Genomic DNA, 21,983 nt, shown 5'->3' on the forward strand with positions numbered 1-21,983 from the left:
TGGTTGAGTGTGTCGGTCGTCGCTACGCCGCGTCGACCATCACGAGTTCGGAATCTTCGAGCGCGGTGATCTTCACCACGGCCTCGTCGTGGATCGCGACACCGTCGCGGGCATTGACGCGCAGGCCGTTGATCTCGATGGCCCCCACCGCCGGCACCAGGTAGCCGTTGCGGGTCTTTCCGAGTTGATACTCGGCGCTCTCGCCGGCCTTCAGCGTGGTCGCCAGCACCCGCGCATCGGCGCGGATCGGAAGCGCATCGGTATCGTCCTTGAAGCCGCTGGCGATGGTGACGAAACTGCCCGAGCGATCCGACTTCGGAAACGGCTTGGCACCCCAGCACGGCTGGCCGCCCTCTTCAGTGGGCTCGATCCAGATCTGGAAGATCCGCGTCGTGCCGGGCTCGAGATTGTACTCGGAATGGCGCACGCCGGTGCCGGCACTCATCACCTGAACATCGCCGGCCTCGGTGCGGCCCTTGTTGCCCAGACTGTCCTGATGGGTGATTGCGCCCTCGCGGACGTAAGTGATGATTTCCATGTTGGCGTGCGGATGCGCCGGGAAGCCGGTGTTCGGCGCGATCTCGTCGTCATTCCAGACCCGCAGGGCACCATGCCCCATATTGTCGGGGTCGTAGTGACTGCCGAACGAGAAATGGTGTTTGGCCTTGAGCCAACCGTGGTCGGCGCCGCCGAGCTTGTTGAAAGGTCGAAGTTCGATCATGACGAAATCTCCGTGGGTGACATGTTGGATGTATGGATAAGCCGGCCCCGATGGCGCATAAATAGAAATGATTGAAACTCATTGTTTCAAAAATCGTCATTAAGGGAAGTTCTATGTCCAAGCTCCCCGATTTCGAAGGATTGGCGATATTCGCCAAGGTGGTGGAGCTGCGCTCGTTCGCGGCTGCGGCCGCCGAACTGACGCTGTCCAAGGCCACCGTTTCCAAGGCCGTGACCCGGCTCGAGGAACGGCTCGGCGCCCGGCTTTTCAACCGCACCTCGCGGCGGCTGGCGCTGACCGACGCCGGTCGGTCATTGGCCGACCGGGCAACGCAGCCGCTGGCGGACGGCGAGGCAGCGGAGAACGAGGCGCTGGCGCAATCGGCGGCGCCGCGCGGGCTGGTACGGCTGGCCGTGCCTATGACCTACGGCACCAATGTGGTGGCGCCGCTGCTGCCGGAGTTTCTCGCGGCCTATCCGGACGTCGCCATCGACCTCAACCTCAGCGACGCCACCATCGACCTGATCGGCGAAGGCTATGACGCCGCAATCCGCATCGCCTCTTTGCCGGACTCCTCGCTGATCGCCCGGCGGCTGTGCGCGATGCCGCGCTACCTCGTGGCGTCCAGCGCCTATCTTGAACGCTGGGGACGCCCGACCCATCCGATGCATCTCGCGCGTCATCGCTGCCTGGCTTACGCCTACCAGTTGACGCCCGGACTCTGGCAGTTCAGCAACGCCGCCGGCGAACAGGCCAGCGTGCGGCCGGCCGGGCCGCTGCGCGTCAACAACGGCGAGGCGCTGCTGCCGATGCTGCTCGCCGGACTGGGCATCGCCGACCTGCCGGACTTCATCGTCGGCAAGGCGCTGGCAGCGAACCAGCTCGAAGCGGTGATGACCGACTGGTGGCAGGCACCGAGCGGCGTCTATCTGGTGACGCCGCCCGGCGGCCCGCGCCCTGCCCGCGTCACCGCGCTGATCGAGTTCCTGGCGACTAAACTGTCGAAAAAGCCGTAGCACCTCCCACCCTCGTCTCTCGGGAGAGCAAGAGCACCATTGCGATCGCGCGCTTTCCCGCGACCCTCCTCCCATAAAAATAAAATCATAGGGGAGGCCTTCGTCGATGAATCGTCGCGAGATCCTGCAAGCCGCTGTCGCCACGCCGCTGATTGCCGCATGGGGCGAGGCAGCCCGCGCCCAGGCGGCTTGGCCATCCAGAAACATCACCATCATCGTGCCGTTTCCCGCCGGCGGACAGGCGGACCTCGCCGCACGCCCGGTGGCGCTGGCTCTGGAACGCATCCTCGGCAAGCCGGTGCTGGTGGACAACCGTGCCGGCGGCGGCGGCGGTTCGGTCGGCAACGCCGCGGCCGCGCGCGCCGAGCCGGACGGCTACACGCTGCTGATGACGCTGTCCTCGCTGGCGGTGCTGCCGGAGGCCGACCGGCTGTTCGATCGCCCGGTGTCGTATGAAGTTTCGCAATTCGCACCGGTGGCCCGCGTACTCGCCGATCCCACCCTGCTCGCGGTGCCGGCCTCGGCTCCGTGGAAGACGCTGCAGGATCTCGTCGACGATGCGAAGCGGCGGCCGGGTGAAATTCCCTACGGCTCCTCCGGCCCCTACGGCACGCTGCATGTGGCGATGGAAATGTTCGCCTCCAGCGCCGGCATCAAGCTGCTGCACGTGCCGTTCCGCGGCGCAGGCCCTGCCCTGACGGCGCTGCTGAGCGGCACCGTGCAGGCGGTCGCCTCCGCGCCCGGCACGCTGAAGCAGCAGGTCGATGACGGCAAGATGCGCGTGCTGGCCAACTGGGGCGCCGAGCGCGTCGCCAGTTTTCCCGACCTGCCGACGTTCCGGGAGCTCGGCTACAAGGATGTCGAATTCTACATCTGGGCCGGCCTGTTCGCACAGACGGCGTTGCCGGCGCCGATCATGACGCGGCTGCGCGAGGCGATGGCGCAGGCTGTCAAGTCGCCCGAAGTAACGAAGACCTTCGAGGCCGCCGGCAGTCCTGTTGCCTATCTCGACGCACCGGAGTTCACAAAATTCGTCGCGGCCGACAGCGCGCGCCTGATCGCGGCGGTGAAGAAGATCGGCAAGGTGGAGTAGCTCCCGCCGTCATGCCGGGAGGGGTGCGGCGACGCTGGCGTGGCTTCGCCGAGACACGAGAGCCCCATACAGCGGAAAAATTTCGCGTCGCCGTCGACGACGATGCATTCGTTGTTCGCGTCTGCATAACTTCAGTCAGCCATTTCATTGACTGAACGGTGCGCGCGCGTAGCCTTGATGCACGTCATCGCATCAGAGAAATCATCATGAAGAGCTTCAATTCGTCCGCGCTGCTGGCCGCCACGATCAGCATCGCGATGGCAACCTCCGCGCTGGCCGCCGATCCCGTCACCCTGCGCGTCGGCGACCAGAAGGGCGGCAATCGATCGCTGCTGGAAGTTTCCGGTCTAGCAAAGGACATCCCCTATAAGATCCAGTGGTCGGAGTTTCCCGCTGCGGCGCCGATCCTCGAAGCGCTCAATGCCGGCGTGCTCGATGTCGGCTATACCGGCGATCTCTCCTTCCTCACGGTGTACGCCGCGGGTGCGCCGATCAAGGTCATCGGCGGCACTCGCGCCAATGCCGATACGCAAGCCATTCTGGTGCGCAACGATTCCTCTATCCGGACCGCCGCAGACCTCAAGGGCAAGCGCCTCGCCGGCACGCGTGGGGGCTGGGGCCAGTTCCTGATCGATGCGACGCTGGAGAAGGCTGGCTACAAGACATCGGACGCGACCTTCGCGCCACTCGGTCCGGTCGATGCGAAGATAGCGCTGGTGGCCGGCTCGATCGACGGCTGGGCCGTGTGGGAGCCCTACGTGTCCTATGCGGTGCTCAAGGACAATGCGCGGGTGGTCGCCGACGGCACCGGCCTCACTCCGACGCTCACCTTCGTCGTCGCCTCGGACCAGGCCATTGCCACCAAACGCGAAGCGGTCGCTGACCTGTTGCAACGGCTCGACAAGGCGCGCTTGTGGTCGCGCAGCCATCTGGATGAATATGCGAAAAGCACGGCCGAACTGACCAAGCTGCCGGAAGACGTGCTGGCGCGAGCCTACAAGGCGCAGGACACACGGCCGATCGCCATCGATGACGCGGTCGTCAAGGAATTCCAGGAAGCGGCGGATCGCGCGACTCGCTACGGAATTCTCGCGAAGCAGGTCGACGTCAGCAAGTCCGTAGATCGCAGCTTCACGCAAGCCGCGCCGGCATCGAACTAGTCGAACAGCTTCGCTACGCTGATGCCGTCCTTCGGCAGGATCTCCACCGTGGCGGAACGCCCGGCGACCAGTACGGCGCCGGGCGGAATGGCATCGAGCGCAATGCGCACCGGCACGCGTTGCGCGAGACGGACCCAGCTGAACGTCGGCGTCACATTGGCGAGCAGGTTGCTGCCCTCCGCACGCTCCCGATCCTCGATGCCGGCGGCAATGCTCTCGACCCGGCCGGTAAGCCTGGCGGAGTCGCCCATCAAGTGAACAGTGACGGCATCGCCGACGTGAATGCGCGGCAGTTTTGTTTCCTCGAAGTAGCCATCGACATGCAGGGTGTCGCTATCGACCAGCGCCATCACGCCCTTGCCCGCGGCAACATAGGCACCGGGCCGTAGATCCATATTTGAAATCGTGCCGTTGACGGGAGCATGCACCTCCGTGCGATCCAGATTGAGCTGGGCCACCGCCTGGTCGGCGAGACTCTGGTCGTAGGATGCCTTGGCCTGCAGCTGGGTCGCCAGCACCTGCTCCTGCTTCTGTTGCGACACCGCGGTGGTGGTCAACTCCTGGTAACGCTTCAGGTCGGCGTCGGCCTGGTCGAGCATGGCGTGGCGGCCAGCAACTGCCGCCTGCGCCTGCTGCAATGCCAGTGCGAAGCGCACGCGGTCGATGCGGAAGATGACATCCCCGCGCTTCACCTTCTGATTGTCCTTGACCAGCACTTCGGAGACCGGACCGGACACGTCCGGCGCCACTGTGACCACGTCGGCGCGCACCCGGCCGTCGCGGGTCCATGGCGCGTCCATGTAGTAGACCCACAAATAGCGACCGACCGCGAGCGCTGCGACGACCATCAGAAAGGTCACGGCGAACCGGCGAATGAAGGAAATGGACGTCTTCATGACAGCAATCCGGACGAGAGGTAAACCACGCCGCCGAGCAGGCAGACGTAAAAAGCGAGATCGAACAGCGCGCGATGCCAGACAAATCGATACAGGCCGCTGCGTTCCAGCAGGGGACGCAACAATGCGCCAATGACGTAGGTGACGGCGAGCCAGACCAGCAGAGCCGGCACGAGGAGGCCGCACAGGTCGAATTCATATCTCATGCAGCGGCGCTCCCAGGCAGAACGCCCCGCACTTCCGGCTGATAGGCCGGCGCCTGCGGGAACAGGCCACGGCGAATACCGACCAGTCCGATCAGCGCGTCGCGCACCGCGTCGCCGGTTTCGGTCATCGCCCCGGCCAGCGCATGGTCGATCCGGACCAGCAGCTCATCCGGCATGGCGCCGCCATCGAACCTGCGGAAATCGACGGCGAGTTCGTCCAGCATGGCATCCATCGCAACTAGCGTTCGGGGCGACAGGCCGTGGCGGGCGCGGCGCAGGTCGACGATATTGAGGCCGACGCGCAACTCCCGAAGGTTGTCGACATTGCGCAGAGTGCTGTCCGGGATCGCAGCCAGCCGCGGCGCCAGCAGGCCGATGCGATTGAGCATCAACCCTGCAAAGGCGGCGCGATCGTGGTTGCCGCGACGCTCGGCAGCCTGCGCCAGCGCGATCCAGCCGCTGCGCATCAGTCGCCGCACGCTCCACTGCGCGCCGACGGAGCGCGCCAGCAGGATGGTGATCGTGGAGATTTCCGTGCCGACGAAGAAGGCGATGCTGGAATTCGCGAAGCTGGAAAAATCAGCGCTGTAGGCGGCCTGGATCGCCATCAGGCTGGCGGTGTTGGCAGCGAGGATCATGCCGATAAAGAAGGTGGATGGACGCCCGATCAGATAGCCGTAGACCAGGAATGGCGGCGCCAGCACCACGATCAGCATTTCGATGTTGGAAATGCCCGGCAGGATCGCGAACAGGTAGGCCGCGACGACGACCATGGAAACAAGCGTCCATTTGGCAAAGTTTCGCAAGCCGACCGAGGGATCATCCATCTGCGCGAAAAACGAACACCCGACCGCGGCCATCATCGGCGCCGAGGCGCCGTCGACCCAGCCCGTGGCGATCCAGAACGCGCAGCACAACAGAATGGCCAGGATGGCGCCTGCCGCGGACCACAGCGCCATGCCGTGATCGACATGGCTGACCGGCGCAGCGCCTGCCTCCGGCTGGAATCCGAGCCTGGCGCCCGATGGGCGCGCTCCTGTGGCAATGCATTGGTTAAGAATCCGGCAGTCCGCAGAAATGTCGACCAGTTCGCGCAACCGCATCAGCAGGCTCGCGATCATGATCTGGTCCCACGACGAACTGGAATCGAGTTTCGGCTGCTGCGCGGCGATCATGGTGCGCAGCCGATCGGCGGGCGCGCGATCGGTATCGTCGTCGGCCAGCCAGCGGCCGAGATCGTCGATCAAGCTCATCAGCCGCGGCTGCGACGTGCGTGCGTCGTCGCCAAGCGCGTCGATGCGATCGCCAATCGACGACAACAGCGGCAGCAGCATCAGCATGCGCAAGCGTAGTGCGCGCAGCCAGCGCGGCATGTCGCGGGTGACGTTGCGGTCATAGGCCAGGTGATAGGCCAACGTGTCGATTTCGACGACATCGGCGGCAAGCCGCAACCGATGGTCCCGCGTCGCTCTGTCCGTGCCATGGCCGGACAGCACGCTCTGGCTCAGATGCCGCGCGCCAGCCAACCAGGCATCAACCCGGCTCGCCACCGCGGGCCCGACGCTACGCGGCACCACGATGGTAGATACGATGCTGGCACAGAGAATGCCGAGGATAATCTCCTCGCTGCGCGCCAATGCCACGTCGAAAATGCCCGCAGGATCGGACACAGATGGAAAGCCGATCAGCGCTACAGTATAGCCCGCCAGCATGAACATGTAGCCGCGCGGCGAGCGGTCGAGCAGGGATATGTAAAGGCAGAACCCGACCCACAACGCGAGGACCAAGCTTAGCAGTTCCGGCGCGTTGACGAAGTTCGGCACCAGCGCCACGCTGGCGGCGGCGCCGATCAGAGTACCAGCGACGCGGAAGAACGCCTTAGAGCGGGTGGCGCCGGCCAAGGGTTGCGAGGCGATGTAAACCGTCGCCAGCGCCCAGTAAGGCCGCGGCAGGTCCATCGCGAGTGCGATCAGCAGCGCCATCATCGCTGCGACGAACGTCTTGATGGAGAAGATAATGTCGGCGTGGCGGACCAGAAACCGGGAACGAACCGCACTCATCGCGGCACGTCCGCTTCCTCGGCGGCCTTGAGCGCATCGAGCGCCGACATTTCGATCCTGCGCAGCGTCTCGAAGGTGGTGGCTAGGTCGTCGGCAGAGACATCCTTCAGCAGATCGGCACGGAGGCGGGTCAGCACTCGGATGATTTCCGCGGTCTTGGCTTCGCCGAGCGCCGTGATGTGCAGCATCTTGGCGCGACGGTCGGTGGGATCCTCGCGGCGTTCCACCAGACCTTCAGCAGCCAGCAGATCGATCAGCCGAACCAGCGAGGGTCCCTCGATGCCCATCTCATCGGCCAGCACGCCCTGCCGCACGCATTTACCGCCACGCGACAGGATCAGCAGCGGGTGGGACGTCGCCTCGGACAGGCCGTGGGCCGCCAGGGATTGGTCGACCTTGCGGCGCCAGACCCGCGCCAGACGCGCGACCAGAAGCCCCAATTCGGCCTGAGCGGTGGAAATCGATGTGACCATGCCAATCTAATAGGGCGCTAATCATTAGGATGCTATCTAATTTTCCGGATCCGCATTCACAGCTTGGTGAGTTGCAAAGAGGTCGCCGACCACCTGTGCGACGCCGGTCGGCAAGTTAAGCTCAACGGCTGTGCCTATCGCGCGCGGCGATGGCCTTGTCTGCACCGGGCGGCGCACCGTCGATGCAGTCTCCAGCGACGACGCCCAATCGATGGCCTGAGCGCGCGGTTGCGTTGCATCAGCGGCTGCCGCACAGTCGCCGCCTCTCGACATGCAGGCCCCTTCATGATCATCGACCCCATCGCTTTGTCGCGCGAGCTGATCGCGCTCAACACCATCAATCCGCCCGGCCAGGAGATGGTCTGCATCCAGCATCTGGAAGCGGTGCTGCACGCCGCCGGCTTCGCCACCGAGGTCCACGCGTTCGGCACCGACCGCGCCAACCTGATCGCGCGGATCGGCGGCAGCACTGGCAAGCCGCCGCTGTGCTTCACCGGCCATGTCGACACCGTGCCGCTCGGCAACGCCGCCTGGAGCGTCGACCCCTTCGCCGGTGCCATCCTGGAGGGCAGACTTTACGGACGCGGCTCTTCCGACATGAAGTGCGGCGTCGCCGCCTTTGTCGCGGCCGTCTGCGGCATCGCCGACCAGTTGATCCATTCGGCCACCGGCGTGGTGCTGGTGATCACCGCCGGCGAAGAGATCGGCTGCGAGGGCGCGTTCCTGCTGGCGGAGGCCGGCGTGCTCGGCCGCGCCGGCGCCATCGTGGTGGCGGAGCCTACCTCCAACGTTGCCGTGGTCGGCCACAAGGGCGCGCTGTGGCTGCGCGCCGTGATGACCGGCGTCACCGCGCACGGCTCGATGCCGCATCTCGGCGTCAACGCCGCCTACAAGGCCGCGCGCGCCCTGATCGCGCTGGAGAACTTCCAGTTCAACATCGCCGCGCATCCGCATCTGGGATCGCCGACCCTCAATGTGGGCACCGTGCAGGCCGGGCTGAATGTCAATTCCGTCCCCGACCGCGCCGAAATCGGCATCGACATCCGCAGCATTCCCGGCCTCGACCATGCCCGCATCCGCGAACACCTCGCCGCCGAGCTTGGGGCCGACGTCACGCTGGAGCCGATCGTCGATGTCGGCTCGGTGTGGACCGACCCGTCGGATCCGTGGATCCGGCAGGTCTGCGACGTGGTGCAGGCGATCACCGGGGAAACACCTGACGCCGCGCCACGAACCGCACCCTATTTCACCGACGCCTCGGTGCTGACGCCGGCCTTCGGCAACCCACCAACGATCATTCTCGGCCCCGGCGAGGCCGCCAAGGCGCATCAGACCGACGAATATTGCGAAGTCGACCGTATCCGCGTCGCCACCGCGATCTACGCCGCGCTGGCGGCCAAATGGGCGGGGATCGCAACCTGACTGAATATCGGGGATGCAGGCGGTCCGCATTGCACCCACGCACGGCCCGCGGGCAACGCCTGCGCCTCACCCCACCCCACCGCCGCTATTAAACCGTCGCCGGCGCCTGCTTCAGCGTCAAGCTACCTTTCAAGCCGAGCAGCGGAAGCTCGATATAGCGATACGACAGGTGCGCCACCACGAACGTCAGAACAGCCGCCACAGCCAGCCGCCACAACGACGTGCCGACACCCTCCGTTTGATACGGCGCGATGTTCAGCAGGAACAAGATCAGCAGGTGATAGAGGTAGAGGCCATAGGAGATTTTGCCGATATATCGAATGGGTTTCAGGATCAGCACATCCTTGACGAAGGCGACGGCTTTTCCATCCGAGAAAATCAATGTCGCAACCGTCCCGCACGAGACCATCGCGTAGCCGAACAGCGCGAAGCTCCAGTAAAAGCCGCCCGGTGCGATCAAATGGACGCCGCGAGCAACATTGTCGAGCAACAGGACGACGGTGCCGGCGACGAGGACCGAAACGGAGCGCCATGTTTCCGACGAGCCCCGCGCGGATTCCACCACGGCCAGATACGCGCCAAGTGACAGCGAGATCATGCGCGTCGCGGTCGACATATAGATGATATTCGCCGCAAGACTGCCTTCGAAGCTCGCCGAGATCACCAGGGCAATCGCTATGCTCGCGGCAGGAACCACCACTGCCGTCGTGACGCCTCTCAGCCTGCCAGGCAGCACGGCCAACAATGGCGGCCAGAGAAGATAGAACTGCTCCTCAACCGAAAGCGACCACGTGTGCTCGAGCGCGATGGGCTCCACATGAAACGGCTTGTACCAATTGAAAGTGTAACTCAGGAGACTCAACAAAAGGTCTCTGTTCCAGACGAAGCAGACTGCAAAAACAGCAACGCACAAATAGTAGATCGGAAAAATGCGCAGAACGCGCTTGACGAAGAAATTCCGGTAGCAGATCGCGCCCGTCCGCTCCAGCTCGCTCAGAAGAATTCTGGTAATCAGGAATCCGCTCAACACAAAGAACAGGTCAACGCCGAAATATCCGACGCGAAGCGCCTGCCCGGCCTTCCAGATCGACATGGAGATGGCCGAGTCCGAGACGTAAGGAAAGTGCGACCAGACGACGAGCAGCACCGCAATTGCGCGGACGCCGTCGAGCGCCGGAAGGTAGGGAATTTTCCTTAAGTTCTGGGACACATGAGATTCTCAGATTGCCGTCACAGGGGGCGCTGAAGCCGACGGATGATCCTGGCGAGACGACGCCGGCGGCAGATACGCAGGATCTCGTTCCGGCTGTACCCAAAGCGATCCGCCCATATTCCGACGATCGCGGTATGCGGAAGCCCACGCACCCAGGCGAGCCGGAATATAGGCAACAGCGGCCGCGGCCTCCGCGAGGCGGCGGAATTTGCCGCGCGGGAGACTGCGGATGCGAGCCGGGATGCCATCCGGCTTCAGCTGGGTCCGCCTGATATGGCTATACGATATGTCGTGCTCGAGAAACTCGACCCAGTCGATGGGCTCGATTTCGCTGGCGACGACGCGCATGCCGTGGCGCGCGCTGAGTTCGGAAAATGCCTGGGGCGTCCATCGTCCGACATGATTGGGCGGCATGTCCAGAACCGAGTCGTTGGCCTCCTGGTACTCGATCCGCCGCGGGTTGGGGACCGCGATGAAAACCGATCCGCCGGATTTCAGGAGATAGCGAAGACGATCGAACAGATCGTCCAGACCGCTCATGTGCTCCACGACCTGGAACAGGAAGATGAAATCGAATGCGGATTGATAGGCATCGAACTGCTTGTCGCGAATATCGCTGGCAATGGTGCGATAGCCACGGCTTTCGAGATTGCGGATCGATTTGGTGTTGTACTCGACCGCGGTGATGTTCCTGGCTTCGATCGACTCCGCCCCCAGCATGTCCAGGAAAAATCCGTCGCCGGCGCCGACTTCAAGGACGCTCGCATTGTTGCGGCGCGACCGTCGCAACGCTTCGATGGTGCGGGTGAATTCCCATTTCGCCTGCGGATAGGACACATCGGAATTCGCAAGGTTGTAGAAATCGGCATCGCCGGCCACGAACGGATGGGAGAAGCCGAATCCGCAGTTCCTGCACTTCAGGATCTCGCATCGGTCCGCGCCCCAAAGGAACCGGATATGCGCCTCAAGCCGCTGGTTGCGATCGCGGTCGGCAGTCGGAAGAACGATGGATTGAGCGGCCTGCGAAGCCGATACCGAGAACTGCGATTGAAGGTCGGCTTTGGCGCATGCGGGACAAACGGCATCTGCATTCATGTCGCAACCATCCATCTTCGGAAATCATGATGGCGGCCGCAGCAATCCGACGTCGTGGCGCCACGGCTGTTTCTTAGCGCAACACATGCAAATGGCGGAACTGCAAAATCCACACTTAGTTAACTTTGAGATGGCGCCAACCAGGTTCCAGGCGGTGGGCTGTTAAGAACCTCTTGAAGGTTTTCTTGCCTGCCCGCGCAGAGAATGCTCAATCGGACATGAGGGCAATGCAATCGAGGTTGTTCCCGCGCGGGGAATGTTAACCGGCGAACGATAGCCCCTGCGGTACCACCACCAGCAGCCTTTGACGCCCATTGGAGATCGCGCGCTACAATGCCCCACTCGCCTGATCTGATGCTAAAGGCGTCGCGCTGGGCCGTGCTCAGCGTGGCAGCGCAGCTTGTGAAGGCGGTTCTTCTGTTCGGCTCTCAGGTCGTGCTGGCCCGCTTGTTGAGCCCGGTCGATTTCGGCATCGTGGCGATGTGCGTGCCGGTCTTCAGCTTTCTTTCCATCTTCAACGATCTGGGCCTGTCGCAGGCGACCGTCCAGAGGCCCGGCCTGACCCGGAACGAAAGCAACCTGATCTTCTGGATGAATGCCGGGCTGGGCCTCACGGTGGCGATGGCGATCGCGGCCGTGGCTCCGGCGGCCGCCTCCTTCTATGGAGACAGCCGCGTCGCATCCGTGCTGGTCGCGCTGTCGTTCGTAATCCTGGTCAACAGTCTTTCCTCACAGCAGATCGCGCTGCTGGTGCGGGGCATACGACCGGTGCCGCTGCTGCTCATCGAGATCCTTCCGGTGATCGGCAACGTCATTGCATCCATCGCTACGGCGCTTCACGGGTTCGGCTACTGGTCGATCGTCATCGGGCAGGCCACGCATGCGTTCATGGCCGGCTCGATTGCCTGGATCGCCTCCGATTTCCGTCCTTCCTGGCCGCGCGACCTCCGAAAATCCATACCCATCCTGCGCTTCGGCGCGCACCTGACCGGGCTGTCGATCGGATCGTTCTTCGCGGCCAATCTGAGCCCGGTCCTGGTGGGCCGGCTATTTGGCGTGATTCAGGTCGGGTTGTTCGATCGGGCGTTCAAGCTGGTCTCCATGTCCTACATGCAGATTCTGGCACCGATCTCGCGGATCGCGGAGACCGTGCTCGCCCGGCTGCTCGACGACGATGAGCAGTATCGCAAGGCGTTCATGCAGATCGCGGAAGCCACGCTGCTGGTGACGTTGCCCGGCCTGCTATGCATCGCGATCCAGTCCGATGCGGCGGTCAGCCTGCTTTACGGCCCGAAATGGATCGACTGCTCGCCGATCGTATCGTTCTTCGCATTTGGCAGCCTGATGACTCCGCTGGGCACCGTTGCGACCTGGCTCATGATCACCCAGGGGCGCACGGCTCGGCTGCTGAAATACGGGCTGATCGGCAACGTGATGTCCGTGCTGTCGCTGCTGGTGGGAATTTCCTGGGGCGCCGTCGGCGTTGCGCTGTCCTTCGCCGTGTTCTCCATTCCGATCCATGGCCTGACCATCTGGGCCGCGACGCGGGATGGTCCGGTGTCGCTGGCCAGATTCACGGGCATGTTGCTTCCGATCGTCGGCGCCATCGTCGCCGCCGCGGTCGCCGTGTTTTCGCTCTCCGTCATGGCGAACCGCTACGGCCTGCCAGATGCCGTGGAGTTCTGCGGCGGCATTGCGATCGCCTATCTGACGGTCGGCGTGGCGCTCGGCTGCTCGGCTGCGGGCCGCCGCGTGCTGCGGGATGCGGCGAGGATTCGCGAGATTTTCCCACGGCGCCGGGGGCTGGCAAGCCAATAGCCGCGGACGGCGACTGACGCCGTCGCCTGACCGATGTGGTCAAGTCTCGGCCGGGCAATGGGCGGTGAATGGAAATAAACGACGGAACAGCGACTTAGGATGGTGGGCGCGACAGGGATCGAACCTGTGACCCCCTCGATGTCAACGAGGTGCTCTCCCGCTGAGCTACGCGCCCTTGAACCGGTCGTATCGGGTTCGGATCGTATAGCGACTCGGATGCCGACAGGCAAGCAGGCCTGACGGCAGATCCTCGCCTCTTTTCAAGAAATTGCCGAGGCCTCAGGCCGCCAGCATCTTGTTCACTTCGCTCACCAATTCGCGCAGATGAACCGGCTTGGCCAATACCTTGGCATTTTTCGGCGCTTCCAGAATCCGAATTCAGTGCAACGGCGGCGAAGCCGGTGATGAACATGATCTTGATATCGGGGTCGAGTTCGCTGGCGCGGCGTGCCAGCTCGATTCCGTCCATCTCCGGCATCACAATATCCGTTAGAAGCATTTCAAACGGCTCCTCGCGCAGCCTCTGATAGGCTGAAAGCCCGTTGTCATGGGACGAGACCTGGAAACCGGCGTTTTCCAGCGCCTTTACCAGGAAACGGCGCATGTCGTTGTCATCTTCGGCAAGGAGGATCTTATGCATGGCTGTTAAACGTCGAACCCAGGTAAGAGGATCACTCCGCCCACTAAGCCCCCGTCTGGTAAATTTCGGGTGAAGGCGAGGCGAGCATGCGGACGAAGCTCACTATCATTCGGCCGGAATACGACGCGAATCAACAAAACCGGAGATTTCGGATCGCCTGGCCGCGACGATGCTTTTCAATTGCCAGATCGACCGGGGTTGCCGACAATGATCCCCGTAAAATACCGGGTTTGGCAAAATCCTCGCATCGACAGAGAAGTCCAAGGGACGGCGCCTGCATATGACCCAGTTTGATGGTGAGTTGTCCCCTCCCTTCGAGATCGTGGAGCCCGCCACCTGGCGCGCGCCGATCATCTTCAATTCCCCGCACTCCGGCTCGGTCTACCCGCACGAGTTTCTGACCGCGTCGCGCATCGACGTGGTGGCGCTGCGCCGCTCCGAAGATTCGTTCATGGACGAATTGATTGCCGGACTCAGCGATCGCGGTTTTCCGGTGGTTCGGGTGCATTTCCCGCGCTCCTATGTCGACGTCAACCGCGAGCCCTACGAACTCGATCCGCGGATGTTCACGGGAAGGCTGCCGAGCTTCGCCAATACCCGCTCGATGCGGGTGGCGGGCGGCCTCGGGACCATTCCGCGGGTGGTCGGCGACGGCCAGGAGATTTATCGCGAGCGCATCAACGTCGACGACGCCCTCAGCCGCATCGAGACGCTGTACAAGCCCTACCACCGAGCGTTGCGCCGGCTGATCAACAAGGCGCACCAGACCTTTGGCGCAGCCATCGTGGTGGATTGTCATTCGATGCCGTCGATCGGCATTTCCCGCGACGAGCCGCGACGGCCCGATGTGGTGATCGGCGACCGCTACGGCACCAGTTGCGCCAGCGTTCTCGTCGACGTGGTCGGCGACACCTTCAGCGGCCTCGGCTACGCGCTGGGCCGCAACAAGCCCTATGCCGGAGGCTTCATCACCGAGCATTACGGCAATCCCGCCAGTGGGTTGCACGCGATCCAGATCGAGCTCAACCGGGCCATCTACATGGATGAACGCCGCCGCGAGCGCACCGAACGATTCGCCGAGATCGCCGGACACTTTACGGTTCTCGCCGAGGCGCTTGCCGGTATCCCGCTGAGCGAGCTCGGCCCGTTCCAGGCTGCGGCCGAATAGGCATCGGCGGCGTTTCGCGCCGGTGCCTGGGTGCGGCAATGTGCCGGCATAATTTTACACAACCCGTTTACTCAACCTTAGGTTCCCCCATCCAGATTTGTGCCTGCGGTACATACCCACCGCGCAATGCACAGGAGGTAGCATGAGACGGAAACTGAAGGCTTTTTGGTCCGACGAATCGGGCGCAACGGCAATCGAATACGGACTGATCGCCGCCGGAATTTCATTGGCCATCATCGCGGTCGTGAATGGCCTCGGCACCAATATCAACACCAAGTTCAGCGATATCAACGGGTCGCTGAAGTAAGGCGGCCGGACTCTCGGCCAGTCGATGCAGGTTCTCAGCCAGCACGGCGACCTCCCGAGGCCCTCCCATTCGTCAGTGTCACCCGAGGCTGTCGGGGTGAGAAGACGAAGCTAGACGAGGCCCGGGCGCCGTCCATCGATCACTCGACACGACGGCTCCATGTGCTCAAAGAAAAAAGGGCCGCTTGCGTTGGCAAGCGGCCCAAGTCTAGGGAGGAAACGCCCAAGGAGGGCAGCGATAACGCGAGGCGTTACCGCACCGCAACAATATGCGGCCGCGGCGCACAAAGAGCAAGAGTTTTTGCTGGGTTTTGCATGCGCTTTTTGCATGGGTGGCCCCAAGAAAATGGCTACAATTCACAAAACTCCTAATATATATCAATAGGTTATATAAACGTCAGCCCTTTTGACCAATCGTTGTAATGAATTAATATTCACTTCAATCCCGATTTCGTGATCGGCATCGGCCACCCCACTTATCGAAATCTCAATGCGATTCAGCACTCCGCTGACAGGATAATCCTTCACGAATCGGCGATGGAGAGATGCAGTCAAAGAGATCGCCCTGTATAGGAGGCGACGAGCTCATGCCCGAGCGCCGCAAAGGATGCCCCCGTGACGGTTATCGACTTCACAGCCTTCATCGGCCGCCTCGCGACCGCTTCCGGCGAAACCATCCTGCCGTTCTTCCGCACCTCGCTCAGCATCGATAACAAGGGCAGCAGCCTGGACTTCGACCCGGTGACCGAGGCCGATCGCGCGGCGGAAGCCGTGATGCGCCGGCTGATCAAGCAGAACTTTCCTCAACACGGAATTGTCGGCGAGGAATTTGGCAGTGAGCGCGAAGACGCCGAATATGTCTGGGTGCTCGATCCGATCGACGGCACCAAATCGTTCATCTCCGGATTTCCGATCTGGGGCACGCTGATCGCGCTGCTGCACCGGGGCACGCCGGTATTCGGAATGATGCACCAGCCCTATATCGGCGAGCGCTTCAGCGGCGACAGCGGTTCGGCGCGCTACCAGGGGCCGACCGGCAATCGCAAGCTGGCGGTGCGGCGCTGCGCCTCGCTGCAGGAGGCCGCCTCGTTCACCACCAGCCCACTGCTGATGAACACCGCCGACCGCGAGGCCTTTCACCGCGTGGAGAGCGAGGTCAGGCTGACGCGCTACGGCGGCGACTGCTACTCCTACTGCATGCTGGCCGCCGGCCATCTCGACATCGTCATCGAGACCGAATTGAAGCCCTACGATATCGCCGCGCTGATCCCGATCGTGACCGGCGCTGGCGGCGTCATCACCAACTGGGAGGGCCAGCCGGCCCAGAGCGGCGGTCGCATTGTCGCTGCCGGCGACCCGCGCGTGCACGAAGCGGCGCTGAAGCTGCTCAACCGCTAACCTCGCGCACCGGCGGTTGCGAACGCCTTCCTCCAAGCTCTCGCAGTCGACGTTCTAGGTTTAAAATCTCTGGCGGCAGAACTGCGCAACGCCCCCCCCGTGGGCCGACCGTCTCCCGCCTTCCGATTGAGAGAGAGAGAGAGAGACGGCAAGGGGCGAGCCCGTGCTCTCGCGATCGGGCTGAATGCCATTGCCCGCAGCCCGGCCGTCGCATCACCCTGCAGCAGGCCGGGTAGCCGCCGACGGCCGACAAAATTCGACGCTGCCTTTCGTTCGCGAAAGCGTGCGACAATCAACGCCCCGCATCGACAAACGATGCAAATGCAGCAATTCCCGCAAAAAATGCTGTTTTCGTCCGGTCGCGGACAAAAAATAATTCGCATGGCCGGACGTTTTTCAGTCCGAGTCGCTGCCGCTCAACCATTTGCAGGCTTTCCCCACCGGTCAGCTACGAAACCGCTAAGCCCGGTTCCGGACCGACAAAGCACTCTTGCAATTCCTATATCACTAGGTTCTCGCGGAAGGCCCTCTCGGAGCGCTGTTTTCATCCCCTGCGGCAACGCGGCCCGACCGATCGGGCGGATAGTCGCTTTGCCTAACAACGATCCTATGCAAAACAAACTTCTTGCCGCTTTGCCGCGTGAGCATTTCAACTTACTCGCGCCGCACCTCACGACAGTCTCCTATCCGCAGAACCAGATCCTGCTCGAAGCCGGCGAGGAGGCTGATCAGGTATATTTCCCTCACAGCGGGATGCTCTCGCTTTTGGCCGTGATGCGCGACGGCAAAGCCATCGAGACGGCGACCGTCGGCCGCGAAGGCGTGGTCGGCGCCATGGCCGGGCTCGGCCTGTATCGCTCGATGGTTCGCTGCGTCGTGCAATTAACGGTCACAGCAACCAGAATTTCATCGGCCCAATTCCGCAAGGCGGTGTCCGGCTCGGAGCCGCTACGCAACATGTGCATCCAGTACAATGAGGTGTTGTTGACGCAGGCGCGGGTTACCGCCGCGTGCAATGCGCTGCATCCGGTCGAGGAACGCTTCGCCCGCTGGCTGCTGCAGTCCGCCGATCGTGCGGAGAACGGCACAGTCAGCCTGACCCAGGAACTGATGGCCGAAATGCTCGGCGTGCGCCGCACCTCGGTCACCGAAGTCGCCGGCAAGCTGCAGGCCGCCGGCATGATCACCTACTCCCGCGGCGTGATCAAGATCGTCGACCGGACCGCGCTGGAGCGCGTGTCGTGCGAGTGCTACCAGACGCTGCAGGAACATGCCGCCCGAACGCCATAAGGCACCCGGCAGTGATTGACGCGCGGCGCCGATCGTTCAATGTCACGTCATGCCGGATTCGCTGATCGTTCTCATCGCCGCCGTCTTTGCGCTTGCCGGCTTCGTCAAGGGTGTCATAGGCCTCGGCCTGCCCACCGTGTCGATGGGCCTGCTCGCCGTCGCCATGACGCCGGTGCAAGCGCTGACGATCGTCATCCTGCCGGCCATCGTCACCAATATCTGGCAGACCTTCGTCGGCCCCTATCTGCGCGACATCATCCGCCGGCTATGGCCGCTGATGGTCGGCACGGCATTTGGTATCTGGAGCTGTGGCGGCCTGATGACCGGCCCCTATGCGCGGTATGGCGCGATCGTTCTCGGCTTCCTGCTGGTGATCTATGCGCTGATCAGCCTGGTGAAATTCAGCTTCAGCGTCGAACCGGCCAATGAACGCTGGATTGGCGGCATCGTCGGGCTCCTCACCGGCGTGGTGGCAGCGGCCACCGGCGTCCAGGTGATCCCGTCCATGCCCTTCATGCAGTCGATCGGCATGGAGAAGGACGAACTGGTGCAGGCGCTCGGGGTCTTCTTCACCGTCGCCACCCTGTCGCAGGCGTTCAACCTGACCAGTGCCGGCTTGCTCAACGCCTCCACCGCCCTGCCCGGCATCGTCGCCATGGTCGCAGCCTTCAGCGGCATGTTCATCGGCCAGGCGGTGCGGACCCGGCTGCAGCCCGAGGCCTTCCGCCGCTGGTTCCTGATCGCCATGCTGCTGCTCGGTCTTTATCTCGCTGGCAGCGCGACCTGGTCGGTCCTCGCCGGTTAACGCGCCTCGAGCATCGCCACGCGAACTCCGAGAGCCACGAACACGCCACCGAGCACGCGGTTGATCCACCTGAGCGCGCCGTCGGAGCGACGGAGCCGTCCGGCGGCCCGGGCGGCAAAGGCCGCCATGCCGAGATTCCACAGCGTGCCGTTGAAGATAAAGACCAGGCCGAGCGCGACGAAGGCCAATCCCTTGCCGGGCGACGCCGCATCGACGAATTGCGGCAGGAAAGCCAGGAAGAACAGCGCCACCTTGGGATTGAGCGCATTGGTCAGCGCGCCCTGCCAGAACACCTGGTGCAGCGACAGCGTCGGCAGGTCGGGCGCCTCGGCCGGCGCAGGCGACCGCGTCAGCAGCATGCGGACGCCGATATACAGCAGATAGGCCGCGCCGATCAGCTTGACCGCCGTAAAGGCCGCGGACGACGCCGCCAGCAGCGCCGACAGACCGACCGCCGCGGCGAACACATGCACCAAGCAGCCGGCGCTGATGCCGAGCGCCGCGACGGCGCCGCCGCGCCACCCCATCTGCACGCCGCGACCGACAATGTAGAGCGTGTCAGGGCCCGGCGTAACGTTGAGCAGCAGCCCCGCCACGATGAACAGCCAGAAGTCATGAATGCCGAGCATGGCGTCGGTCTCTCTACTTGAACAACGGCGTGCCCGGCACGAACGCGTCGAATGCCGCCCAGAACTGGCCGCGATAGCGGTCCTGCTCCTGCAGGATCTCGTGGCGGGCGCCGGCGATGACCAGATGCGAGCCGGCGCGCAGATGATAGGCGAATTCCTCGATGGCCGGCGTCGACACGATCTGGTCCTGGCCCGCCGCCAGCATCAGGATCGGCTGGCGGATCTGCGTGGGATAGCTGGCCTCGCGAAACGCCCGCATGGTCCGGAACGCCGCATCGGCCCAGGCCACCGTCGGCGAGCCCAGGCCCAGCATCGGATCCTCTTCGAGGATCGCGGCGTTGCGGGCGTAGCGCACCGGATCGCTGGTCAGCTTGTTGCCTGCGAATGGCGTCGCACCGGTCAGCGCGTCGTTGCCGCCGGGCACATAGTTGCCGCCCTGCCCGGTCCATCGCATCGCGCGGATCAGCGTGCGGGCCGCCAGCGAGGTGCTGTGGCCGGGCAGGTCGATCATCGGCGCCGACAGCACCATGCGGTCGAACCAGCGCTTGCCTGAATGAGCGATGCGCAGCATCACCGCGCCACCCATGGAATGCGCCAGCGCGAAATGCGGCGGCGGACAATCCGGCAGCACGATCTGCTGCACGAAGGTCTCCACATCGATCTCGAAATCGGCGAAATCGCGGACGTAGCCCTTGCGGGAGTCGCGCAGCCGCCGCGACGAATGGCCCTGGCCGCGCCAGTCTATCATCGCCACCGCGAAGCCGCGGTCGCGCAGGTCGCGCACTGTCTCGAAATATTTCTCGATCGACTCGCCGCGACCCGTGAACACGCACACCGTGCCCCTGCGGCCCGCCGGCGGCGCCCAGCGCGCGAACCGTAGTTCAGCGCCGTCGGGGGTCTTGATGGTGCCTGAGACGACATCGTCCGGGACGGGGTTGGCAGGGATCGAGACGAGCGTCATGACCGGGACCGGTTAGGTGAAAATCGCTGGATTTCAAGAGATGAAAGGCCGGAAACAGGAATCTTTGGCGACCTCTTGCAGGCCGCGCCGGTCCTCCCATATCACCTTCGTGCAGGCCTCTCTAGGCTGCACGAAACAATGCCCGGCCCGATGGCGGGCGGGTTACTGCAACAGTCGCTCAATGGAGGACTCATTATGCGTACCTACGATCTGACCCCGTTTTATCGTTCCACCGTCGGCTTCGACCGCTTCTTCTCGTTGCTCGACCAGGCCAATAGCGATGGGTCGCCCGGCTATCCCCCCTACAATATCGAGCGCACCGGCGAGAACGACTACCGCATCAGCGTCGCGGTATCCGGCTTTGCGCCGAACGAGCTCTCCATCGTCGCCAAGGAGAATACGCTGACGATCAAGGGCGAGAAAGCCGCGAACCAGAATGCACCGGCGACGTCCGAAGTGCTGTACCGCGGTATTGCGGCGCGCACCTTCGAGCGCGCGTTCCAGCTGGCCGACTTCGTCCAGGTGAAGAACGCCTCGCTTGAGAATGGCCTGCTCCACGTCGACCTCGTCCGCGAGATTCCGGAGGCCAAGAAGCCGCGCAACATCCCCATCACCACCAGCACGGCAGTCGCCGCGCCGCAGGTGGTCGACGGCAGCGCCGAGAAGGCGGCCGCCTGAACGCGGATAGTTCGACAGAGCCCAATTGAATATGAAGCGCCCCGGGAAACCGGGGCGCTTTTTCATGGGTGGCGCACGCCGCTGACATCACCCACGGCACTTCTCCCGCGAGGGAGAGAAACTGGCGCCATCTGCCGGTCAGATCAATCCAGCCCCTGCACCGGCGGCATTGCCTCGGTCGGCGCGATGGCAGGCGCGGCGGGCTTGGCTTCGGCCGGCGCATCGACAGCGTGTGCGGCATCGAGCGGGATCACCCGCACCTTGTCCGGATCCGGTTTCGGCGCGACCACCGCCTGCTGGACCGTCGGCACGGCAGGCTTGACCTCGGGGGCCACAGCCACGGCGGGCACCTTCGCCACAGGCTTGGCGGGCGTTGCCATGGCGCGCGGTGGCGGCGCCTTGGGCAACGGCACCGAGGGGGTGCGGCTGGCGAGCCGCGGCACCGCCGCGGGGCGCGGGGGCCGGCGATAATCTGGCGCCGGCGGCAGCGCGCCGACCGGCCCGTAGGTGGTGACGGTCTCCTCGCCCATCCGGTCACCCAAGCGATCGGCCGGCATGAAACGGACGAGCCGACCGTTGCGGGCGTCGATCACCAGTCGACCATCCTCACCGTCGCGATTGATCGCTGAGATCGTGTAGACCACCCCGCGCTGCTGCGGTGCGCCAAGCGGCGCAAAACCATTCTCACGGGCGATGGCGTAGATCTCCCGCGGCGGCAGCACCGGCGGGCCGTAGCGTGGCACCGCCATCTCCGGCGGAATCGCCGCATAGGGCCCATCAACGTCGGAGATCACCACAGTTGGCGCGGCGCCGATCCGATAGGGAACCAGGACCTGCGCGTTTGCCGCCGCAGCGGTAACCATCACGCCCGCCGACACAACCCATCCCAGATACAGCTTCATCGCAAATGCTCCTTTGTCGCCCCCGCGCCTGAG

General features: G+C 63.8%; 21 protein-coding genes, 1 tRNA gene and 1 pseudogene. 11 read left to right on the forward strand and 12 right to left on the reverse strand.

Features of this window, described 5'->3' with window-relative positions; all coding sequences use genetic code 11:
• Positions 1-22: 22 nt before the first annotated feature.
• Positions 23-721: a pirin family protein gene (locus ACUXVA_RS01230; RefSeq protein WP_445490466.1), complete on the reverse strand. Its 699-nt coding sequence runs from the start codon at positions 719-721 to the stop codon at positions 23-25.
• Between the two features lie 113 nt (positions 722-834).
• On the opposite strand from ACUXVA_RS01230, the gene ACUXVA_RS01235 reads away from it, so the two are divergent.
• The 3 genes from ACUXVA_RS01235 to ACUXVA_RS01245 all read left to right on the forward strand — a co-directional run bounded on the left by ACUXVA_RS01235 (position 835) and on the right by ACUXVA_RS01245 (position 3,990).
• The gene (locus ACUXVA_RS01235) at positions 835-1,737 is read left to right on the forward strand and encodes a LysR substrate-binding domain-containing protein (RefSeq protein WP_445490468.1); all 903 of its coding nucleotides are present in this window, start codon (positions 835-837) and stop codon (positions 1,735-1,737) included.
• A gap of 106 nt (positions 1,738-1,843) precedes the next feature.
• Positions 1,844-2,830 carry a tripartite tricarboxylate transporter substrate binding protein gene (locus tag ACUXVA_RS01240; protein ID WP_445490470.1) on the forward strand — a complete coding sequence of 329 codons (987 nt, stop codon included), beginning with the start codon at positions 1,844-1,846 and terminating at the stop codon, positions 2,828-2,830.
• 206 nt (positions 2,831-3,036) lie between these two features.
• Positions 3,037-3,990, forward strand: coding sequence for an ABC transporter substrate-binding protein (locus tag ACUXVA_RS01245; RefSeq protein WP_265081903.1), 954 nt, complete (start codon positions 3,037-3,039; stop codon positions 3,988-3,990).
• Here the strand turns inward: ACUXVA_RS01245 and ACUXVA_RS01250 are convergent.
• The 4 genes from ACUXVA_RS01250 to ACUXVA_RS01265 are packed head-to-tail and all read right to left on the reverse strand — an operon-like array spanning position 3,987 to position 7,625.
• The gene (locus ACUXVA_RS01250; protein ID WP_265081902.1) at positions 3,987-4,886 is read right to left on the reverse strand and encodes an efflux RND transporter periplasmic adaptor subunit; all 900 of its coding nucleotides are present in this window, start codon (positions 4,884-4,886) and stop codon (positions 3,987-3,989) included. The genes ACUXVA_RS01245 and ACUXVA_RS01250 overlap by 4 nt on opposite strands.
• Positions 4,883-5,092: a DUF1656 domain-containing protein gene (locus ACUXVA_RS01255; RefSeq protein WP_265081901.1), complete on the reverse strand. Its 210-nt coding sequence runs from the start codon at positions 5,090-5,092 to the stop codon at positions 4,883-4,885. Before ACUXVA_RS01255 ends, ACUXVA_RS01250 begins: the two co-directional genes overlap by 4 nt.
• Positions 5,089-7,152, reverse strand: a complete 2,064-nt coding sequence (locus ACUXVA_RS01260; protein WP_265081900.1) for an FUSC family protein — start codon at positions 7,150-7,152, stop codon at positions 5,089-5,091. The genes ACUXVA_RS01255 and ACUXVA_RS01260 overlap by 4 nt, the downstream gene beginning before the upstream one ends.
• Positions 7,149-7,625 carry a MarR family winged helix-turn-helix transcriptional regulator gene (locus tag ACUXVA_RS01265; RefSeq protein ID WP_265081899.1) on the reverse strand — a complete coding sequence of 159 codons (477 nt, stop codon included), beginning with the start codon at positions 7,623-7,625 and terminating at the stop codon, positions 7,149-7,151. Before ACUXVA_RS01265 ends, ACUXVA_RS01260 begins: the two co-directional genes overlap by 4 nt.
• 285 nt (positions 7,626-7,910) lie before the next feature.
• Between ACUXVA_RS01265 and ACUXVA_RS01270 the strand changes: the two genes are divergently transcribed.
• A complete protein-coding gene (locus ACUXVA_RS01270; protein WP_265081898.1) occupies positions 7,911-9,047 on the forward strand; it encodes a M20 family metallopeptidase in 1,137 nt (378 codons plus the stop codon).
• Positions 9,048-9,135: 88 nt separating this feature from the next.
• Here ACUXVA_RS01270 and ACUXVA_RS01275 read toward each other — a convergent pair whose 3' ends face one another.
• Positions 9,136-10,257 carry an acyltransferase family protein gene (locus ACUXVA_RS01275; protein WP_265081897.1) on the reverse strand — a complete coding sequence of 374 codons (1,122 nt, stop codon included), beginning with the start codon at positions 10,255-10,257 and terminating at the stop codon, positions 9,136-9,138.
• Between the two features lie 9 nt (positions 10,258-10,266).
• Entirely contained in the window at positions 10,267-11,139 is an 873-nt protein-coding gene (locus tag ACUXVA_RS01280; protein ID WP_445490475.1) for a class I SAM-dependent methyltransferase, read from the reverse strand.
• 549 nt (positions 11,140-11,688) lie between these two features.
• Here ACUXVA_RS01280 and ACUXVA_RS01285 point away from each other — a divergent pair.
• Entirely contained in the window at positions 11,689-13,173 is a 1,485-nt protein-coding gene (locus ACUXVA_RS01285) for a lipopolysaccharide biosynthesis protein (protein ID WP_445490477.1), read from the forward strand.
• Between the two features lie 100 nt (positions 13,174-13,273).
• Here the strand turns inward: ACUXVA_RS01285 and ACUXVA_RS01290 are convergent.
• Together ACUXVA_RS01290 and cpdR are read right to left on the reverse strand one after the other, a co-directional pair.
• Positions 13,274-13,348 (reverse strand) — tRNA-Val (locus ACUXVA_RS01290).
• A gap of 104 nt (positions 13,349-13,452) precedes the next feature.
• Positions 13,453-13,813: pseudogene (gene cpdR, locus ACUXVA_RS01295) on the reverse strand (cell cycle two-component system response regulator CpdR).
• Positions 13,814-14,093: 280 nt separating this feature from the next.
• On the opposite strand from cpdR, the gene ACUXVA_RS01300 reads away from it, so the two are divergent.
• From ACUXVA_RS01300 to ACUXVA_RS01320, 5 genes are all read left to right on the forward strand, one after another.
• Positions 14,094-14,981 carry an N-formylglutamate amidohydrolase gene (locus tag ACUXVA_RS01300; protein WP_265081894.1) on the forward strand — a complete coding sequence of 296 codons (888 nt, stop codon included), beginning with the start codon at positions 14,094-14,096 and terminating at the stop codon, positions 14,979-14,981.
• A 142-nt stretch (positions 14,982-15,123) separates the two neighbouring features.
• Positions 15,124-15,288, forward strand: coding sequence for a Flp family type IVb pilin (locus ACUXVA_RS01305; protein ID WP_265081893.1), 165 nt, complete (start codon positions 15,124-15,126; stop codon positions 15,286-15,288).
• A 614-nt stretch (positions 15,289-15,902) separates the two neighbouring features.
• On the forward strand, positions 15,903-16,685 hold the full coding sequence (gene hisN / locus ACUXVA_RS01310) for a histidinol-phosphatase (protein ID WP_265081892.1): 783 nt from the start codon (positions 15,903-15,905) through the stop codon (positions 16,683-16,685).
• Positions 16,686-17,000: 315 nt separating this feature from the next.
• Positions 17,001-17,975 carry a Crp/Fnr family transcriptional regulator gene (locus ACUXVA_RS01315; protein WP_445490480.1) on the forward strand — a complete coding sequence of 325 codons (975 nt, stop codon included), beginning with the start codon at positions 17,001-17,003 and terminating at the stop codon, positions 17,973-17,975.
• Between the two features lie 49 nt (positions 17,976-18,024).
• Positions 18,025-18,780 carry a sulfite exporter TauE/SafE family protein gene (locus tag ACUXVA_RS01320; protein WP_265081890.1) on the forward strand — a complete coding sequence of 252 codons (756 nt, stop codon included), beginning with the start codon at positions 18,025-18,027 and terminating at the stop codon, positions 18,778-18,780.
• On the opposite strand, the gene ACUXVA_RS01325 is transcribed toward ACUXVA_RS01320, so the two are convergent.
• Positions 18,777-19,409 (reverse strand): LysE family translocator, encoded by a 633-nt coding sequence (locus ACUXVA_RS01325; RefSeq protein ID WP_265081889.1) that lies wholly within the window; start codon positions 19,407-19,409, stop codon positions 18,777-18,779. The genes ACUXVA_RS01320 and ACUXVA_RS01325 overlap by 4 nt on opposite strands.
• A gap of 13 nt (positions 19,410-19,422) precedes the next feature.
• Positions 19,423-20,370 (reverse strand): alpha/beta fold hydrolase, encoded by a 948-nt coding sequence (locus ACUXVA_RS01330; protein ID WP_265081888.1) that lies wholly within the window; start codon positions 20,368-20,370, stop codon positions 19,423-19,425.
• A 195-nt stretch (positions 20,371-20,565) separates the two neighbouring features.
• Between ACUXVA_RS01330 and ACUXVA_RS01335 the strand changes: the two genes are divergently transcribed.
• Positions 20,566-21,048, forward strand: a complete 483-nt coding sequence (locus ACUXVA_RS01335) for an Hsp20 family protein (RefSeq protein ID WP_445490484.1) — start codon at positions 20,566-20,568, stop codon at positions 21,046-21,048.
• A gap of 143 nt (positions 21,049-21,191) precedes the next feature.
• On the opposite strand, the gene ACUXVA_RS01340 is transcribed toward ACUXVA_RS01335, so the two are convergent.
• Positions 21,192-21,950, reverse strand: a complete 759-nt coding sequence (locus ACUXVA_RS01340; protein WP_445490486.1) for a hypothetical protein — start codon at positions 21,948-21,950, stop codon at positions 21,192-21,194.
• Positions 21,951-21,983 lie beyond the last annotated feature (33 nt).

The sequence above is a fragment of the Rhodopseudomonas sp. RCAM05734 genome, from assembly GCF_052658035.1.

Coding starts and splice junctions, on each gene's coding strand:
- ACUXVA_RS01230 (WP_445490466.1), bottom strand. CDS start 721: ATGATCGAACTTCGACCTTTCAACAAGCTCGGCGGCGCCGACCACGGT.
- ACUXVA_RS01235 (WP_445490468.1), top strand. CDS start 835: ATGTCCAAGCTCCCCGATTTCGAAGGATTGGCGATATTCGCCAAGGTG.
- ACUXVA_RS01240 (WP_445490470.1), top strand. CDS start 1,844: ATGAATCGTCGCGAGATCCTGCAAGCCGCTGTCGCCACGCCGCTGATT.
- ACUXVA_RS01245 (WP_265081903.1), top strand. CDS start 3,037: ATGAAGAGCTTCAATTCGTCCGCGCTGCTGGCCGCCACGATCAGCATC.
- ACUXVA_RS01250 (WP_265081902.1), bottom strand. CDS start 4,886: ATGAAGACGTCCATTTCCTTCATTCGCCGGTTCGCCGTGACCTTTCTG.
- ACUXVA_RS01255 (WP_265081901.1), bottom strand. CDS start 5,092: ATGAGATATGAATTCGACCTGTGCGGCCTCCTCGTGCCGGCTCTGCTG.
- ACUXVA_RS01260 (WP_265081900.1), bottom strand. CDS start 7,152: ATGAGTGCGGTTCGTTCCCGGTTTCTGGTCCGCCACGCCGACATTATC.
- ACUXVA_RS01265 (WP_265081899.1), bottom strand. CDS start 7,625: ATGGTCACATCGATTTCCACCGCTCAGGCCGAATTGGGGCTTCTGGTC.
- ACUXVA_RS01270 (WP_265081898.1), top strand. CDS start 7,911: ATGATCATCGACCCCATCGCTTTGTCGCGCGAGCTGATCGCGCTCAAC.
- ACUXVA_RS01285 (WP_445490477.1), top strand. CDS start 11,689: ATGCCCCACTCGCCTGATCTGATGCTAAAGGCGTCGCGCTGGGCCGTG.
- ACUXVA_RS01300 (WP_265081894.1), top strand. CDS start 14,094: ATGACCCAGTTTGATGGTGAGTTGTCCCCTCCCTTCGAGATCGTGGAG.
- ACUXVA_RS01305 (WP_265081893.1), top strand. CDS start 15,124: ATGAGACGGAAACTGAAGGCTTTTTGGTCCGACGAATCGGGCGCAACG.
- ACUXVA_RS01315 (WP_445490480.1), top strand. CDS start 17,001: ATGCAAATGCAGCAATTCCCGCAAAAAATGCTGTTTTCGTCCGGTCGC.
- ACUXVA_RS01320 (WP_265081890.1), top strand. CDS start 18,025: ATGCCGGATTCGCTGATCGTTCTCATCGCCGCCGTCTTTGCGCTTGCC.
- ACUXVA_RS01325 (WP_265081889.1), bottom strand. CDS start 19,409: ATGCTCGGCATTCATGACTTCTGGCTGTTCATCGTGGCGGGGCTGCTG.
- ACUXVA_RS01330 (WP_265081888.1), bottom strand. CDS start 20,370: ATGACGCTCGTCTCGATCCCTGCCAACCCCGTCCCGGACGATGTCGTC.
- ACUXVA_RS01335 (WP_445490484.1), top strand. CDS start 20,566: ATGCGTACCTACGATCTGACCCCGTTTTATCGTTCCACCGTCGGCTTC.
- ACUXVA_RS01340 (WP_445490486.1), bottom strand. CDS start 21,950: ATGAAGCTGTATCTGGGATGGGTTGTGTCGGCGGGCGTGATGGTTACC.